General features: G+C 61.9%; 18 protein-coding genes and 1 tRNA gene. 18 read left to right on the top strand and 1 reads right to left on the bottom strand.

Features of this window, described 5'->3' with window-relative positions:
• On the top strand, positions 1-518 hold a 518-nt coding region (locus GPA21_RS14290), incomplete at its 5' end, for a BMP family ABC transporter substrate-binding protein (protein WP_168988807.1).
• A gap of 53 nt (positions 519-571) precedes the next feature.
• On the opposite strand, the gene GPA21_RS14285 is transcribed toward GPA21_RS14290, so the two are convergent.
• Complete coding sequence (locus GPA21_RS14285) at positions 572-2,134, bottom strand: AAA family ATPase (RefSeq protein WP_211163611.1); 1,563 nt, start codon at positions 2,132-2,134, stop codon at positions 572-574.
• A gap of 361 nt (positions 2,135-2,495) precedes the next feature.
• Here GPA21_RS14285 and GPA21_RS14280 point away from each other — a divergent pair, with 361 nt between their 5' ends.
• The 17 genes from GPA21_RS14280 to GPA21_RS14200 all read left to right on the top strand — a co-directional run.
• A complete protein-coding gene (locus GPA21_RS14280; protein WP_168988806.1) occupies positions 2,496-2,924 on the top strand; it encodes a hypothetical protein in 429 nt (142 codons plus the stop codon).
• An 82-nt stretch (positions 2,925-3,006) separates the two neighbouring features.
• On the top strand, positions 3,007-5,037 hold the full coding sequence (locus tag GPA21_RS14275; protein WP_168988805.1) for an acyl CoA:acetate/3-ketoacid CoA transferase: 2,031 nt from the start codon (positions 3,007-3,009) through the stop codon (positions 5,035-5,037).
• Positions 5,034-5,624 carry a chromate transporter gene (locus GPA21_RS14270; protein WP_168988804.1) on the top strand — a complete coding sequence of 197 codons (591 nt, stop codon included), beginning with the start codon at positions 5,034-5,036 and terminating at the stop codon, positions 5,622-5,624. Before GPA21_RS14275 ends, GPA21_RS14270 begins: the two co-directional genes overlap by 4 nt.
• Entirely contained in the window at positions 5,621-6,175 is a 555-nt protein-coding gene (locus GPA21_RS14265) for a chromate transporter (RefSeq protein WP_168988803.1), read from the top strand. The genes GPA21_RS14270 and GPA21_RS14265 overlap by 4 nt, the downstream gene beginning before the upstream one ends.
• A 268-nt stretch (positions 6,176-6,443) precedes the next feature.
• Positions 6,444-6,650: a cold-shock protein gene (locus GPA21_RS14260; RefSeq protein WP_168988802.1), complete on the top strand. Its 207-nt coding sequence runs from the start codon at positions 6,444-6,446 to the stop codon at positions 6,648-6,650.
• 178 nt (positions 6,651-6,828) lie between these two features.
• Positions 6,829-7,797, top strand: a complete 969-nt coding sequence (locus GPA21_RS14255) for a polyprenyl synthetase family protein (protein ID WP_168988801.1) — start codon at positions 6,829-6,831, stop codon at positions 7,795-7,797.
• 16 nt (positions 7,798-7,813) lie between these two features.
• Positions 7,814-7,890, top strand: a tRNA-Pro gene (locus GPA21_RS14250).
• A gap of 421 nt (positions 7,891-8,311) precedes the next feature.
• Positions 8,312-8,641: a helix-turn-helix domain-containing protein gene (locus GPA21_RS21375; RefSeq protein WP_168988800.1), complete on the top strand. Its 330-nt coding sequence runs from the start codon at positions 8,312-8,314 to the stop codon at positions 8,639-8,641.
• Positions 8,642-9,790: 1,149 nt separating this feature from the next.
• Positions 9,791-10,762, top strand: coding sequence for a type IV secretion system protein (locus GPA21_RS14240; RefSeq protein ID WP_168988799.1), 972 nt, complete (start codon positions 9,791-9,793; stop codon positions 10,760-10,762).
• Complete coding sequence (locus GPA21_RS14235; protein WP_168988798.1) at positions 10,759-11,319, top strand: hypothetical protein; 561 nt, start codon at positions 10,759-10,761, stop codon at positions 11,317-11,319. The genes GPA21_RS14240 and GPA21_RS14235 overlap by 4 nt, the downstream gene beginning before the upstream one ends.
• Positions 11,316-12,083 carry a hypothetical protein gene (locus tag GPA21_RS14230; protein WP_168988797.1) on the top strand — a complete coding sequence of 256 codons (768 nt, stop codon included), beginning with the start codon at positions 11,316-11,318 and terminating at the stop codon, positions 12,081-12,083. Before GPA21_RS14235 ends, GPA21_RS14230 begins: the two co-directional genes overlap by 4 nt.
• Positions 12,080-12,241 carry a hypothetical protein gene (locus GPA21_RS14225; RefSeq protein WP_168988796.1) on the top strand — a complete coding sequence of 54 codons (162 nt, stop codon included), beginning with the start codon at positions 12,080-12,082 and terminating at the stop codon, positions 12,239-12,241. The genes GPA21_RS14230 and GPA21_RS14225 overlap by 4 nt, the downstream gene beginning before the upstream one ends.
• Before the next feature lie 261 nt (positions 12,242-12,502).
• Positions 12,503-12,961, top strand: coding sequence for a hypothetical protein (locus tag GPA21_RS14220; protein WP_168988795.1), 459 nt, complete (start codon positions 12,503-12,505; stop codon positions 12,959-12,961).
• On the top strand, positions 12,954-13,349 hold the full coding sequence (locus tag GPA21_RS14215; protein ID WP_168988794.1) for a hypothetical protein: 396 nt from the start codon (positions 12,954-12,956) through the stop codon (positions 13,347-13,349). Before GPA21_RS14220 ends, GPA21_RS14215 begins: the two co-directional genes overlap by 8 nt.
• A gap of 253 nt (positions 13,350-13,602) precedes the next feature.
• Complete coding sequence (locus tag GPA21_RS14210; protein WP_168988793.1) at positions 13,603-13,905, top strand: hypothetical protein; 303 nt, start codon at positions 13,603-13,605, stop codon at positions 13,903-13,905.
• Complete coding sequence (locus GPA21_RS14205; protein WP_168988792.1) at positions 13,902-14,210, top strand: hypothetical protein; 309 nt, start codon at positions 13,902-13,904, stop codon at positions 14,208-14,210. The genes GPA21_RS14210 and GPA21_RS14205 overlap by 4 nt, the downstream gene beginning before the upstream one ends.
• A partial coding sequence (locus tag GPA21_RS14200) for a type IV secretion system DNA-binding domain-containing protein (RefSeq protein ID WP_168988791.1) occupies positions 14,207-16,076 on the top strand: 1,870 nt, incomplete at its 3' end. The genes GPA21_RS14205 and GPA21_RS14200, both read left to right, overlap by 4 nt.

Raw genomic sequence — 16,076 nt, 5'->3', positions numbered from 1 at the left:
GGGTCAACAGCTGGTACGACCCGGGTCGCGAGCGTGAAGCCGCGATGACGCTGATCTCCCAGGGCGCCGACATGGTCACCCACCATACCGACTCCACCGCCATCGTGCAGGCAGCCGAGGAGCGTGGCGTGTTTGCCTTCGGCTATCACTCCGATATGTCCAAGTACGGCCCCACCGCCCACCTGACCGCCACCACCCATCACTGGGGCGAGTTCTACATCGACACGGTGCGCCAGGTGCTCGCCGGCGAGTGGACGCCGGTTAACGTCTGGGGCGGTTACGCCGAAGGCATGATCAAGCTCGCGCCGCTGAACGACGCGATCCCCGAGGAAGTGAAGACCCGGATCGCAGAGCTCGAGGCTGGTCTGACCGATGGCAGCTTCCACCCCTTCACCGGCCCCGTGGTCGACCAGGACGGCAATGAGCGCCTGGCCGCTGGTGAAGTCATGGACGATGCCGCGCTTGGCAGCATGGACTACTTTGTTCAGGGCGTGGCCTCACGCCTGCCCTCGCGCTGATGGCGGACCTTTCCGGCCCGTTCTCAACGGGCCGGAAAGGTCGCAACGACGAGTCACGACGCCGGCTTGGCTGACGCCGGCGTCGCTCTTTCCTGCGACCAGGCACGCAGCCGCTTGATCTGCTCTTCCATGGTTCGCGACAGCGGCACCATTCGCGACGCGGCCCACATCACGTCGCGATCGGTGACTGCAGCGCCGGTCTCCCACGCCTTGACCACCGCGGCTCGCACCGCCTGCTCGATCTCCGCCCCGCTCCATGCGCGCGTTACCGCCGAGAGCGCGCCAAGGTCGAATCCGGTGGGGTCCACACCGACCCGCTTGAGATGAATCTCGAGGATGCGCTTGCGCTCCTCGTCGGTCGGCAAATCAAGAAAGAACAACTGGTCGAAGCGTCCTTTGCGGATCACTTCGGCGGGCAGCTTCTCGATGCGGTTGGCCGTCGCCACCACGAATACGCCAGCGGGCTTTTCCTGCATCCAGGTGAGAAAACTCGAAAAGATGTTCGGGTTATTACCACCACGGGTATCGGTGTCGTAGCCGAAGCTGTTCTCCATCTCGTCGATCCACAACACCAGCGGCGCCATGTGCTCGGCCACGCGCAAGGCATGGTCGAACGCATATTCCGGACTCCCATAGGCGCCGGACAGGACCAGATTCATGTCCAGGCGCACCAGCGGCAGCTTCCAGGCGCCCGCGATGACCTTGGCGGCCATGCTCTTGCCGCAGCCGCTCACACCCATGAACAACACGCCGGCCGGCAACGGCACACCGGAAGTCAGACCCGCGCGGGTAAAAAAGGCGCGACGGCTGGTTACCCATTGCTTGAGATTTTCGAGGCCACCGACCTGGTCAATGTCGATGCTGCCTGGATAGAACTTCAGACAGGCCTCCCGCATCAGGGCTGCGGCCTTCTCCTCGTGGATCTCACTCAGGGCGACGTCGAGCTCGAGCCGATCCTCGGCCACCAGGCGCCGCATCAAGTGCCCTGTCTCGCCGAGTGTCAGCCCCTTGAGCGAGGGCACGACCTGCGATACCCAGTCGTCGCTCAGGCGCTCGGATACGCCGAGTTCAGCGCCGAGGCGCAATACGGTCTGTTGCAGTTCGGCCTCGTCGGGCGAACCCAGTTCCACCATGAACACCTGATGCGCCAGCGCATCAGGCAGCGTGACGAGGGTGCTCGACAGGAAGACATGGCAATCACTGTCGAGCAAGGCATCGTAGAGATCGCGCAGGCCACGAACCAGTTCGGCGCGACTATCGAACAGCAGCGGCAAGTCCTTGAACAGAAAGAAGTGCCCCGCACCATGTGTCACCACATAATCCAGCGCAGCGAGCGGGTCCCGCTCCGCCTCCAGGACCTGCCCACGACAGACAAAGCCACGGGTTACCGACCACTCGACCAGCGCGTCATTACGGTCACAGTGACGCGCTGCGAGCGGCGCAAGAAACGACACCAGCCGCGCCTCCTCATCGCAACGCGCGTAGATCAGCGGAAAACCCCCTGCCAGCGCCTTCTCCAGTCTTTCGATTACCGCTTCGCGCATTTCATCCTCCACCCGGTCGCCGTAACCGATAGTGACACGACGTCCGCGAGTGGTCACGCACCCGAAGCGCATCGATCCGTCTCGAAATTGAGACCCGCAACTGGCAGCAAGCCTGCTCAAGCGCCTGGAAACCTTCCCCGTCCGAATACGTCGCTGTACCAGCCGCCGATCAGGGGGCGCACGCAATCTCTGTTCGGAGACATCACAACGTGCAGCAAATCATTGGTTTCAAATCAACAGGGCTGGCAGAAGTGGGCGTCCTGGAGGTCTTCTGGCAGCAGTCGTCCCGATTTCGAGACACACATCGGCCAACCAAGCCGTCGCGCTCACCTCTACTCATTTAAGAACAATGCCTTACGCGATCCGGCACGAATCCCGCTTCGTCGGTGCGAATCGACACGGGCATCAGACCCGTCACAAAAGGAGGAGACTCATGGCGATCGCCACCCAACACCTGGCACTTGCCCACGGCCCACTTGCACGGGCGCAGCGCTATCACTCGGCCTTGATCGCCACGGACTTCACCAGAACAGCCGAGGCCTTTCACCGCTGGTTGCTCCATCTCGGACGACAAGCGGCCGGCCACGTTTGCCTGGTGCACCTGGAAGCGCAGAGTGGCGATGACGACAGCAACGCAATCCTGCTCGAAGGGCTGCGCTGCCGCATGAGGCTATCACCTGAGCAGTGCGAGGTATTGAGCACATGTCCACTCGACGACTTGCCGCTCGAGGCGACCCGGCTTGTGATTCTGGGCCGCTCCCAGTGCATGCAAAGCGACCCTTCGAACGGGCAAGCCCTGATTGACCGCGCGCGCTCGCTCGGTTGTGATGTGATCGTGATCGACGACATCGTTCCCGGTTGAAGGGCAGCTTCCCCGACAGAGGCACTGCGCCGCCGACCGATCCCGGCCTCCAAGGCGCCAGAATGACAAAAGGAAATCAACGATGAGCGCAGTTCCGCACTCCGGCAAGGCCAACGTCCACCCCCTGCTCGCCGGCGGCGAACTGCCGCGCCGGAGCAAGATCGTCAGTGCAGCCGACGCGGTGCGGCTGATCCGGCCCGGGGATACCGTGGCGACCGGTGGTTTCGTCGGCATCGGCTTCGCTGAAGGCATCGCTTGCGCCCTGGAGGATCTCTTTCTTGCCGAAGACCCTGGCCCTTTCGGTCGCCCATCCGACCTCACCCTTGTCTATGCCGCCGGCCAGGGCGACGGCAAGAGTCGCGGCCTCAACCACCTGGGCCATCACGGACTGGTCAAACGCGTGGTCGGCGGTCATTGGGGGTTGGTCCCTCGCTTGCAGCAACTTGCGGTCGACAACCGGATCGAGGCCTACAACCTCCCGCAGGGGGTCATTACCCACCTCTTCCGCGATATCGCTGCGGGAAAACCGGGCACACTGACGCGTGTCGGACTCGGCACCTTCGTCGATCCGCGGCACGGCGGCGGCAAGATCAACGCCTCGACGACCGAGGATCTCGTCAGCCTGATGGAGATCGGCGGCGAGGAATACCTCTTCTACAAGGCATTCCCGATCAACGTCGGCATCATCCGCGGCACCACCGCCGACCCGGACGGCAACATCACGATGGAGCGTGAGGCGCTCACGCTGGAAGCCCTCGCCATTGCGATGGCGGCACACAACTCCGGCGGCATCGTCATCGTGCAGGTCGAGCGTATCGCCGAACGCGGCAGCCTGCATCCGCGCCAGGTCAAGATCCCCGGCGTGCTGGTCGATTGCGTCGTCGTCGCCGAACGGCCCGAGCATCACATGCAGACCTTCGTCGAGGCCTACAATCCCGCCTTCTCGGGTGAGATCAGGGTGCCGGCTTCGACTGTGTCGTCAATGACGATGACGGCGCGCAAAATCATTGCGCGACGCGCTGCGCTCGAACTGTCGGCCAACAGTGTCGTGAATCTGGGCATCGGCATGCCTGAAGGCGTGGCCTCGGTAGCCGCGGAGGAAAAAATCATCGATCTGCTCACGCTGACCGCCGAGCCCGGCGTAATCGGCGGCATTCCGGCCTCCGGCATGAACTTCGGCGCCGCGATCAACACCGACGCAGTCATCGACCAGCCCTACCAGTTCGACTTCTACGACGGCGGCGGCCTGGACATCGCGATCCTCGGCCTCGCCCAGGCCGACCGCGAGAGCAACCTCAACGTCAGCCGCTTCGGCCCACGCCTCGCAGGCGCAGGCGGCTTCATCAACATCAGTCAGAATGCCCGCAAGGTGGTGTTCGTCGGCAGTTTCACCGCTGGCGATCTCGACATCGACGTAGCCTGCGGCAAGCTGGTGATCCGTTGCGACGGCCAGGCGAACAAGTTCGTCGAAGCGGTCGAGCATCGCACCTTCAGCGGCGAATACGCCCGTCGCCGCGGCCAGCCGGTTCTGTACATCACCGAGCGCTGCGTCTTCCAGTTGTGTGAAGACGGACTGGAACTCGTCGAGATTGCACCCGGCGCGGATATCGAGCGCGACATCTTCGGCCACATGGATTTTCGACCGCGGGTGTCGCCGGCGTGCCGCGAGATGGATCCGCGCATCTTCGTCGACGATCCGATGGGCTTGCGCGAGCAGCTGTTGTCGCTGCCGCTTGAGCAACGTCTGAGTTATGACTCGGAACAGCGAATCTTCTTCGTCAATTTCGAAGGTCTCGCGGTACGCAGCGCAGCCCAAATCGACCAGATTCGACGCCTCATCGACGAACGTCTCAGCCCCCTGCAGCACCGCGTGTCGGCCATCGTCAACTACGACAACTTCTCGATCACGCCGGAACTGCTCGACCCCTATGTCGAAATGGTGCGCGAGCTCGTCGAACGCTATTATTCGAACGTCACCCGCTACACCACCAGCACCTTCTTGCGGGCCCGGCTCGGCGACGCACTGGCCCACCGCTCGCTTGCGCCGCACATTTATGCCAGCCCGGACAGCGCCCTGGCCAAGCTGCAGTCCCTCAACCACGAACCCAAATGAGCCCTGCGCCCACCCCGCAAGAACTCCGACAACCCGAATCCCCACTGGAACTCTTCACCACCTTTACCGCCCTGGCCCTGCAGGGCTTCGGAGGTGTGCTCGCGGTCGCGCAGCGTGAGCTGGTGGAGCGCAAGCGCTGGCTGACCCGCGAGCAGTTCGTCGAGCTCTACTCGGTCTCTCAGATGCTGCCGGGCCCGAACGTCGTCAACCTGTCGCTGATGCTGGGCGACCGCTTCTTCGGCTGGCGCGGCGGTGCTGCAGCGGTCGGCGGCATGCTGTTCATGCCGCTGGTCATCGTCATCATGCTCGCCATCGGTTACAACACTTTCGCAGAGCAAGCGATGGTGGCTGGCGCACTGCGTGGCATGGGTGCGGTTGCCGCCGGGCTGATGATCGCGATGGCGCTCAAGCTCGTCGGAACTCTGCGCGCCAACCCGATGGGGCCGGTGCTGTGCGCAGGCATCGCCTTGCTGACCGCGGCACTGGTGGCCGTCTTGCGCCTGCCGCTGGTGTGGGTCGTGCCTTCGGTCGGTCTGCTCGGGTGGACGCTGGCCCGTCTGGCGATCGCACGAAAGGCGCGGTCATGAGCGGCGCTGAATTCCTGCTCGCCGACCTGCCCGAATTCTTCGGCCGCTTCTTGCTGTTGTCGCTGCTGTCCATAGGCGGAGCGATGTCCACCGCGCCCGAGATGCACCGCTACCTGGTCGGCGAGCGCGGCTGGCTGGACGACGGACAATTCACCACCGCGGTGGCACTCGCCCAGGCCTCGCCGGGCCCCAACGTGATCTTCGTACCGGTACTGGGTTTTCAGGTCGCCGGCTGGATAGGCGCGCTGGCAGCCACCGTCGGCATCCTGGCGCCTTCGACGCTGTTGTCGCTGGGCGTGAGCCGCTGGGCCGGAAAGCGCCGTGACACCCCGGGCGTGCGCGCCTTCACCGCCGGGCTCGCACCGATGACGGTGAGCCTGATGGCCTGCGCCGGCTGGGTTCTCGCGCTGCCCTACCTGCGCGAACCCGACCACCGTCTCGGCGGGCTCGCACTGATCGCGCTCACGGTGCTGGTGATGCACTACACCCGACTCGCACCGATCTGGCTCATCCTCGCCGGGGGCATCGTTGGAGCCGTCGGCTGGATATGAAACTCCATCACCAAACCCGACGTATCCTCGCCTGCTCAGGCCGAGCAAATGCACCGTAACAACACTACCCAATCCTCTTGCAGACATCGCCGAAAAAATTAGCTTGTGCTCGCGCGAACATGCGTCCATACTGCGCGAAGCGGGTTTTCAAAGTCAGTCAGCTCCATCGCAGTGCCTCCAAGCAGTGGCCCGGTTCGACAGCTCCAAGCCTTGATTCTCGTTATTTCGGGCATATGCCCATCCTCAAATCATTGCAAGGAAGCTAAAAATGGCAACTGGCACCGTTAAGTGGTTCAACGACTCCAAAGGTTTCGGATTCATCACCCCGTCGGACGGCGGCGAAGACGTCTTCGCTCACTTCTCCGCGATTCAGGGCAACGGTTTCAAAACCCTCGCCGAGAACCAGAAGGTCACCTTCGACGTGACCACCGGCCCGAAGGGCAAGCAAGCCGCGAACATCCGCCCGGCCGAGTAATCCTCGCCCGCGCATGAACGCAAGACGCCCGGCAAGCCGGGCGTTTTTTTTGCCTCATGCGAAATTGCGGCCCGAACCCAATCCCCCGTAATGCAAGGGACACGCGGGCTCGTGATGTCCTTGACGGCACCCGACCCGGTCCATACCATCACGTATTTCCTGAACGAGTAGCACTGCCTTGTCGACACAACAGCTTTTCGCGCCCATCGCCGAAGACATGAAGGCGGTGGATGCGGTGATCCGCCAGCGCCTCTACTCCGACGTGGTCCTCATTCGCCAGGTCGCCGAGTACATCATCAACAGCGGCGGAAAACGGCTGCGCCCTGCGCTCGTGCTGATGACTGCCGGCGCCTGTGGTTACCGCGGCACCCACCACCACGAGTTGGCCGCGGTCATCGAGTTCATCCATACCGCCACCCTGTTGCACGACGACGTCGTCGATGAATCCGAACTGCGCCGTGGCAACAAGACTGCCAATGCACTGTTCGGCAACGCAGCGTCGGTCCTCGTAGGCGACTTCCTCTACTCGCGCGCGTTTCAGATGATGGTATCGGTCGACGACATGCGCGTCATGCAGGTGCTGGCCGACGCCACCAACGTCATCGCCGAGGGCGAGGTGTTGCAGTTGCTCAACTGCCACAACGCCGACGCCACGGTGGACGAGTACCTGCGGGTGATCCGCTACAAGACCGCCAAGCTCTTCGAAGCGGCCACCCGTCTCGGCGGCATCCTGGGCAAGGTCGATGCCGACAGCGAAGAAGCGCTCGCCGAGTTCGGCATGCATCTCGGCACTGCGTTCCAGATCATCGACGATGTGCTCGACTACGCATCCGAGGAAGCCGCCACCGGCAAACACCTCGGCGATGACCTCGCCGAAGGCAAACCGACACTACCGCTCATTCTGTCGATGCAGAACGGCACCGCCGAGCAGGCAGCCATCGTCCGCCACGCCATCGAAACCGGCGGGCGCGACGAGTTTCCGGCCATCCTCGAGATCATCAAGAGCACCGGCGCGCTCGAACTCGCCCGAAACAACGCACAGCTCGAGATCGACCTCGCACTCGCAAAACTCGACGCAATACCATCTTCCCTTTTCAAGGATGCGCTGCTAAAATTATGCCTCTTTGCAGTTGAGCGAAAGTTCTGAACTGCGAAGACCATGTCGGGGAATAGCTCAGCCTGGTAGAGCACTGCGTTCGGGACGCAGGGGCCGGAGGTTCGAATCCTCTTTCCCCGACCACTCAAAAAATTAGTTTTCCCGTTTAAAAACCGCCTCTTACGGCGGTTTTTTATTGCCTCCATGTTCTCTCTTGTTCCTGCCTGTTCCTAGCTGTTGGCACACTTTGTGTGCCAAAAATTGTGCCAGAACTTCCCGCAAAGCCACGCGGGCTATGCTTGACATCGTTTCGCGTTTTGGCACAATCTTAAACAGCTGGCCGCAACTTAGGTTGCTGCGACGCCTCGGGCGCCCTGGCGAGCATTCAGAATCGCGGTTCCACCGCACCCCACAAGCCAGCAATGGCAGAGCAATCGCAGTCGAGCACTGACTCGGCAGCGGCTTGCGTTCGCCCTTTCCCTTACCAAGCGCCCTCATCAACTAGGACCGCCACGCGCGTCGGTCCGACGCTTCCCCCTTCGCCGCACGGGGGCCGGGGATACGCATGTCGACAAACGACTGCATCAATAGGTACCTGACCAGCCGAGAGGCGGCCGAGTATCTGCGAGTAGCGGAGCAAAGTCTGAGGCACGATCGCGTCAGTGGTAGGTGGGGAATCAAGTACTACAAGCTACGAGGGAGGATTGTCTATTCCGTCCGGGATCTCGAGGAGCATATAGAGGCCAGGGCGATCATCCCGGCCAGCAAGGCTGCACCGCCAACAGAACAGAAAGTCAGAAAGGGCAGGTCGACCAAGCTAGAGCAGCTTCAGGCCAGGCGGGAGGGAATCTCAGTAACTGAGCTGCGCCGCCGCGCGTCACGGGGTGGGGTATGACACGGATCCGACTTGACCTGCGCGGCCCACGTTTCACGGTGGTGGATGAAAGAATTTACATCCGGCACGAGCTGAGTATTGTGGCTAGGCATGTCCTAGGGTGGATGCTGGGGCGGAGCGAGGATTATGAAATAAGGGTAGCTGTGATGAGGAGAGTTCATGGAATGAGTGAGAATCAATGGCGGCGCGTCCGTGATGAACTCAAGGAGGATGGTTGGTTGAGGCAAATGCGAGGGAGAGATGACAAGGGGCGGGTGATCTGGGAGATTATTGTCACCGACGCCCCGTTAAGTGCCACCCCCCCAAACGGGGGGGATGGCGCCATCCCCCCAAAACCCATGGATGGTTCAGCCATCCCTGGGAAAGGGGGGGATAACTATCATGAGGTTGACTTGCATGAAGTTAACTTACATGAAACCCCCTCCCCCAAACCCCCTCAAGCCGCAGGAGGAGGGGGGGTGAGGAGAAAGCCCCCAACGCCGGCAACACAGAGCGTGGATTGCGCAATCCACGGGCTGGCTAGCCAGCAAGATGTTGAGCTTGTGAGGCGACTGGCGAGCAAACACGGCGTCGACCCACAGACGCTGGCCGACGAGTTGATTGGTCGCCGCGCGCGAACGGATCTTCCTCCAGTGCAAATTCTTGCAGCATGGTTAAACCGGGCGGCCGAAGGGCTGAGGGATGGCGAGGAACAGTTCGCTCACGCGGGTCGAGAGTGGCGCGCCAGCCGGGCGAAGCGGAAGGTTGCTGAGCCGATGGCGCCGCGACGAGCAGCCCCGGCCACAGTCGCGGCCGCAGTCGCGGCGATGCCGTGGCGACAGTCAGCCTGACTGACCCGCAACCCGCCACCCGGCGGGTTTTTTTTCGCCCTGCGACGCACGTGCGTCGCAGGGGCCCCGATCCCCCCTCTCCGGCATCGCCTGCGACGCACGTACGACTCACCTGCGTCGCAGAGCATCGCGCACCGGCACCCGATGTCACCCGCCTGCGACGCACGTGCGTCGCAGGGCTTTCACTGTCGTTTCGGCTAACACCTTCGTCACAGAAAAACCACCAGCTAAAACAGCCGAAATCGCTGTTTTAGCGGAGCGACAGCGGCGTCGAGGACGGGCAAATTGTGGGTGTGTTCAACGTCAACAAGACAAACAAATGACACCCGCCGAAACTCTCCCTGCGATCATCGATGGCTTGCGCGCAGCAGCCGACCCCAGTCTGCTAGCCGCGGAGGGTCGATGGCTTTTACACGGTTTGTTGTTGATCACCGTGACGTGGACCGCGCTGCTGAACCTCCTCAAACATGACGGTCCCAGTCAGCTGATCGCTGATGCGATCCGCATCATTTTTGTCTGGGGGCTTGTGTCCGCCGCGCTCATGAACGACAGCGCGATGCTCAAAACCATGGCGGCCGGCTGGGATGCCCTGGCTGCACGCTTGAATCCAAATGCAGATGTCGTGTCCGCACTCGGACGAATGTTTGAGGCGGCCGCGAGTGTTTGGCGTGGCGAACCCGCCGCAGCACCTACCCCGGAAGGGGGGTGGGTTGATCGACTGCTCGCGAGCATTTATGCGGCTGGGGGGCAGCTTGCGAATTATGCGTACGGCCTACTCATTGCGCTCCTAATCGTCGGCGCGGCAATTATCTATGTGGGTGTCTATGTGCTCGCGCAAGTGCTTGTCAGCATCAGCCTCGTGTTCGCCCCGATCCTGCTGCCCTGGCTGCTAGTAAGCCAAATGTCATTTCTTGCCACCGGGTGGCTGCAGTTCACCATCAAAGCGGGTATGACGCAGGCCTTAGCTGCGCTCATGCTCAGCATGACATGGGGGTTCGTCGAAAACGCGCGGCAAATGGTGCTGGACGCCGCCGGAGACGCTGGAATCAACTTCGTCGCCTATTCCATGGCAATGCTAATAATGATGCTGCTTGCATTCCTGATGATGCAGGTACCAGGGATTGCCAATGGGCTCGTCAGTGGCTTCAACAGTGCCACGTTTTCAATCGGCGCGGCCGGGCAAAGTGCGGGCCGCATGGTGAATCATTCGCCAGGGCGAGCCCATCAGGCTGGTGCTTGGCTCGCCGGAAAGCTCGGCGGCAACCCCGGTAATCCGGGGGGTAAAAGATGATCTTTCCACCGGACCAGCGCGCTGTGCGCGCGAGCGAGAAGCGCGAGATCGCGCTCCAGCTGGCCCTCGAAGAGGGGTTGGTGACAACCGACGCGCTGGCTGTCCGTTACGGACACAGATCCACTGTCGCTGCGCACCGACTTCTCAAAAATCTGCATCACGAAGGGCTCCTCGACCGTGTCCGGAACGGACACAAACACCTGTATTTCCCTGCGCCTGCGGCGCAGGTCGCGGTGTTGGGCGTGGTCCGCGAGGCGCGCGAACTGGACATCCCGCTCGCGTTGCTCGCGCTAGATCTCAGGGCGACGATCGAGGCCGCTGGCGGCATCGCCGTTCGAGATGGCCGGCGCATGCGGATCACCATGCCTGGCGCGGCGGCGGTCAGGGCGCGACTGGTTCCCCGCATGCCGACTCGCGAGGCGCTCGAGGCACTCGCGAGAGACCCGGCGACCGACGCGCTCGTTTTTCGCAGTGCTGCACAACGCGACGCCGCGCGACGTTCCGTCCGGACCCCCCGCGCGATCTTCCTCACCCCCTCGGACTGGAGAACCCCATGACTAAAACCCTCGCGGCCGCGCTCGCGGCCGCCTCGATCCTGACCGCCCCCGCCCCCGCGATTGCGGGGGGTGGAATGTCCGGTGGGGCAACCGAGGTCACTCAGATCCTCAATAACATTCAACTCATGCTTCAAGTGGTCAAGCAGGAGATGGAGTACGCGCTGCAAATGGAGCAGTACATGGTTGAACTGCAGCAGCTCATGCCCGGCGAGATGATTGCTTTTGGCGAGTTCATGCTCGACGCGCAACAGACAATCTCCTCTGCACGGCAGGTCTACAACGCTGGCTCGCGCCTCTATGGCTCACTCGAAGATCTGCAGGCTATTTCGGAAAACCGATTCAAGCAGTTCGCGAGCTCCGGGCTTACCTGGGAGGACTATCTGGCGCGCGAGGGCCAAATTGTCCAACACCAGCGCGATCGCGTCGGGATCTTGACGCTGCACGAAGCTCACGTTGCGAAGGCCGTGCAGCGCAACCATGAGAACTTCGCGCGGTTCGCGCAAGAGATCCCCCGCACACAAGGCTCACACGAAGCGCTCCAGGTTCTGAACGGTCAGGTCGCCATGCTCAACGGCACGCTCAACGAAGCCCTTCACTTTCAGCTTGCCCAGTCTCATCGCGCGACCGCACGCGACGTCGACCAGGCGATCGCGCGGGACCTCGAGCGCCAGGCAGTCGAGCGATTCATTGCAGACCAGCGAGCTGCGGACGAAAAGGCGCGCGGCATGCTCGACGAGTTTTTCACACGACCGGAGGCCAGATGAAACACATCAACACACCCGACCCCGAGGGCGAGTCGCGCGTGAGCGAGATGCTCGCGCGGATTCGGAGTAAAGCGCCGCGCGCAAGCGCGTTACCGGAAACGCGCGTCGCGAAGTTGATTCGCCTCGCGCGCGACGACGAGCGGAGGAAGCACCGATGACAAGAAAGAGATCAATCCTTGTGCCGTGTAGCGGCACGAGCGCGACGGCGCGACTGAGTGTCACCGTCGACGCGGACCTACTCTCGCAGCTGCGGGAACTCGAGCGGCGCGCGGAGCGCGCGGGCTTTGCGTTACCGGTAACTCAACTGATTGAAGAGCGAGTGCGGGAGATCGTGCGCGATGCTGGTCGAGAGCTCGACCGCCTTGGCTTGAACCCCGCGTCCGCGCAAGCGGACGCGGCGAAGCAGCCCGAGGTGCATCATGATTAAAACCACCCTGCAAACGATCCATGGGCCGGTCTACCTCGTGGACGAATCCCTCCCCTGGATCACCACAGTCGCGCACGGAGTGCATGTCTACTTCGACCCCGTCAGCATTCAGCCCCTGGGGGACTACCTGTCCCTCTACTTTCGTAAAGGCGCAGTGGACTTGGACTTTCACTCTGAGAGCGCGGCCTCAGCCGCGCTCTCGCAAATTCGTCAGGTGTTGCCTCATATCCCGGTGGATGCGCCGCAGCCAGACATTTTTGAGGAGCTTCGACACACCCAACGGCGCGCTGAGGCTGCAGGGTTCGGGCAGCCGGTAACCCAATTGATTGAAGAGCGGATCAGCGAGATCGTGCGCGATGCGTGGCGCGAGCTCGAGCGCCTTGCCTTGAGCGCCGCCGCGTCCGCGCCAGCGGACGCGGCGGCGACTGACTGCTGGGGGCGTGATGACTAAGACCACACTCTCGACAAGTCAAGGTCCGGTGGTGCTCGAGGTCGACGGTGATCCGTGGATCACCGTCGACCTTCAGGGCGCGCGATTGCACTTCGATCCGCTCTCTCTTGGACTCGAAAATAACATCGTCTTACTTTCTGTGCGCGAGGGTGCGCTCGTGCTCACCTTCCCATCTCCCAGTGAGGCCGAGGCCGCACTGGGGAAAATAAAGACGGCTCTCCCACACCTTCGGATTGAGTCTGAATCGCCCCCACCGGAAAAACCCTGCCGATGCGAGCACGAATGCGATTGCGGCTTCGACGCCGCTGAGCGTGCCCTCGCCGCGTTCGAGGAAGCGAGCGCGGCCGCGCCAAAAACTCCGCCTCGTCGCGTAGCGACGAGGCGCTGATCTCGCGCCCCGCCTCAACAGACACCGTGCATGTCACAACACACAACTCGGGTCGATTCACTGTGCAGCAGAAGCTGCACAGTGAATCTCACACCCCACGCACCTTCGGATGCCTTTCGGCCGCCTTGCGGCAGCCAAAGCGGCGGCCGTGCCGACATAACCGATTGTATTAACGTGGTTTTCGTTCGGCAGCCAAGCAGCATCTGACAGAAAGACGCGGCAGCCAATCGGCCGCCTAGAAACGGAGTGAAAAATGCGCAAAAAAACGTCGATTCGGCTCTCGTTGCTGGCCGAGTCTCAGCTCAAAACCGAGTCCATGAAAACAGGCAAACCGGTCGCAACGCTCGCCAGCGAGGCCGTCGACAGAGCGATTCTGAGCTGCGGCGAAAAGAGTGGACCAGCACCTGAAACACTGGCCGCACTGGCAAAACTGGACGCCGTTCTCAATCAGCTGAGCAGTATGAACGTCACGCTCGCGCGTCAGATCGAGGAGGTCGACAGGATGTCGGAGCGGCGAATTTTGAATGCCGTCAAGATCTTACGAGGTGAAAAATGATCCTTAAAAACACCACCTACTTTCCAATCGGCGAGGGTCCTCTGGTCACATTGAGCGCGGCACAGATCCGCGCCAAGAGACCACCAGTCGACGCTTTCAAGCAGTCGATTCTTGCCAACATGCGCACCCGTTGGGTGCGCGAGGAAGGGGATGAGCGGATGCTGATCGAGGTCCAGAAGCTCGCCCTCGATTCTGGTTATGTCGACCGGGTTTGGCTGCGTGACGGGCCGCGACCATGGCCGGCGCGATTCACGATCGGAGTTTTCCGGTTGGAGTTCCATCCGCTCGAGGAGGAAACGGAATGAATTTGATTGGCCGCGAGCGGCAGTTATTCATTCGTGTGGTCTTGGTTGGGATCAGTGCCGCACTGGTCGCGGTGTACCTTCACTTTGCGTGGCCTAACCAGCGCGCATGCGCGGCCGGCAGCAAGCAGGCATGTGCAGTCTTGGCGGTGCAAAGCAACCTGCATCTGTTCTCCCCCACCGCCAGTCGCACCGCGTGGTTTCAATTCATGTGGACAGATGGTCAGCGCCACCGCGCCCCCGCAGTGGCGGTGTGGGAGGGGCTTGTCGAGACCGCGATGCCCGAGATCTGGAAGCACGTTGTGGTCTCACTCGGAATTTTGTTCTTCGGGATCGCGGCCGGATACGTCATTCCTTCCGTCCTTTTGCGTCACGGTGAGCGCGGCAAGAAACACAAACGCGGCGCTCGAATCGTGCCCGCCAAGTCGCTGGCACGGGCCACGAAAAAGCAGGAGCTGGGCGGCTTGACCATCGGCAACGTGCCAATTCCACGTGAGATCGAACCACTGAGTTTCCGTTTTGCTGGCTCGCCTGGCAGCGGCAAAAGCCAAGGTATCAATCGACTGGTCTACCAGTTCCGGCGTCGCGGTGACCCCGCCGTGGTCGCGGACGCCGGCGGTGAATTGATGTCGCAGCTGTCCCTCAAGAAGGATTGCTTGCTCAATCCGTTCGATCAGAGATCAGCACAATGGTCGCCCTTCGCGGAGATTCACTCCGCGGCTGACACGATCAGAATTGTCAAATCGCTGATCCCGGACGCGGAAGGTGACCGCGGCGCATGGCATCAGTACGCCCAACAAGTTTTGCAGGTCACGATCGACCGCCTGCGCCAGACCGGCCGCGCCACAAATGGCTGGCTGACCTATTTTTGCTGCGCCGCCCCGAACGATGAGTGGGCTGAACTGGTGCAAAACAGCCCCGCGTCGCGTTGGTTTGAACCAGCAAACGAGCGTGCCTTTGGCTCGATCGCTGGTGTCATTTCAAGTCACATCACCCCCCTCTCTTATCTCTCCCCCGATGCCAGCAAGGAGTCATTCTCGATCACAAAATGGGTCTCAACAGCACGCCAGACGGGATCCGTTCTATGGCTTCCTTACCGCGCAGACTCGCGCGCAGCGGTGTCGACATTGATTGCGTGCTGGGTCGACATCGCCACAACCGCAGTAATGTCGATGGGCAGCGATCGCGCGCGCCGGATGTTCCTCGTAGTCGATGAACTGGCAGCCCTCGGCAAGATCAACAGCCTGCCCGATGCGCTTGCGCAAGGTAGAAAATTCGGCCTTGTGGGAGTTGCTGGCTACCAGACTGAGGCACAACTTCGAGAGACCTATGGGCGCGAGACGTGCAAAACTTTGCTCGCCTGCCTGCAAAACAAAATCGTGCTGTCGACCGCTGATTTCGAGAGCGCTGAGGCGCTCGCGAAAGATCTTGGGGAGGCCGAAGTGGCGCGCGAGGAGCACAGCTCGAGCGGCAAAATCGGCGATGCCGCGAGCCACACCCGGCGCGAGCAACGGACGATCGAAAAAGTCGTTCTCGCGAGTGAAATCCAAGCGCTGAAGCCCCTCCACGGCTACGTCAAGCTGGCAGGCGAGTTCCCCGTTGCTCGGATCGAGCTCGAACCAATCTCGTTCCCCCGGCGTGGCCACGCGTTCATTCCCGTGACCAGTTTGATCGCGGAGATCGGCCGTCCCGATGAGCCGGTCGACACACCGACACCCGACCAGGTAGCGCCCGATCCCACCCCCACGGTGCCCGAGATCGAGGACGGGGACGAGGATCAGATCGACGACTTAAGCCTGCTGCAATCGCTCAACGATGAGATGCAGGGCGAACACTTCGAGAACCACGACAAACAGGAGAGCCACGAAT

The organism is Azoarcus taiwanensis (assembly GCF_012910885.1).
GTDB classification, from domain to species: domain Bacteria; phylum Pseudomonadota; class Gammaproteobacteria; order Burkholderiales; family Rhodocyclaceae; genus Azoarcus_F; species Azoarcus_F taiwanensis.
Note: the sequence above shows the minus strand (reverse complement) of the source record. Positions and strands in the feature narration are given on the sequence as shown.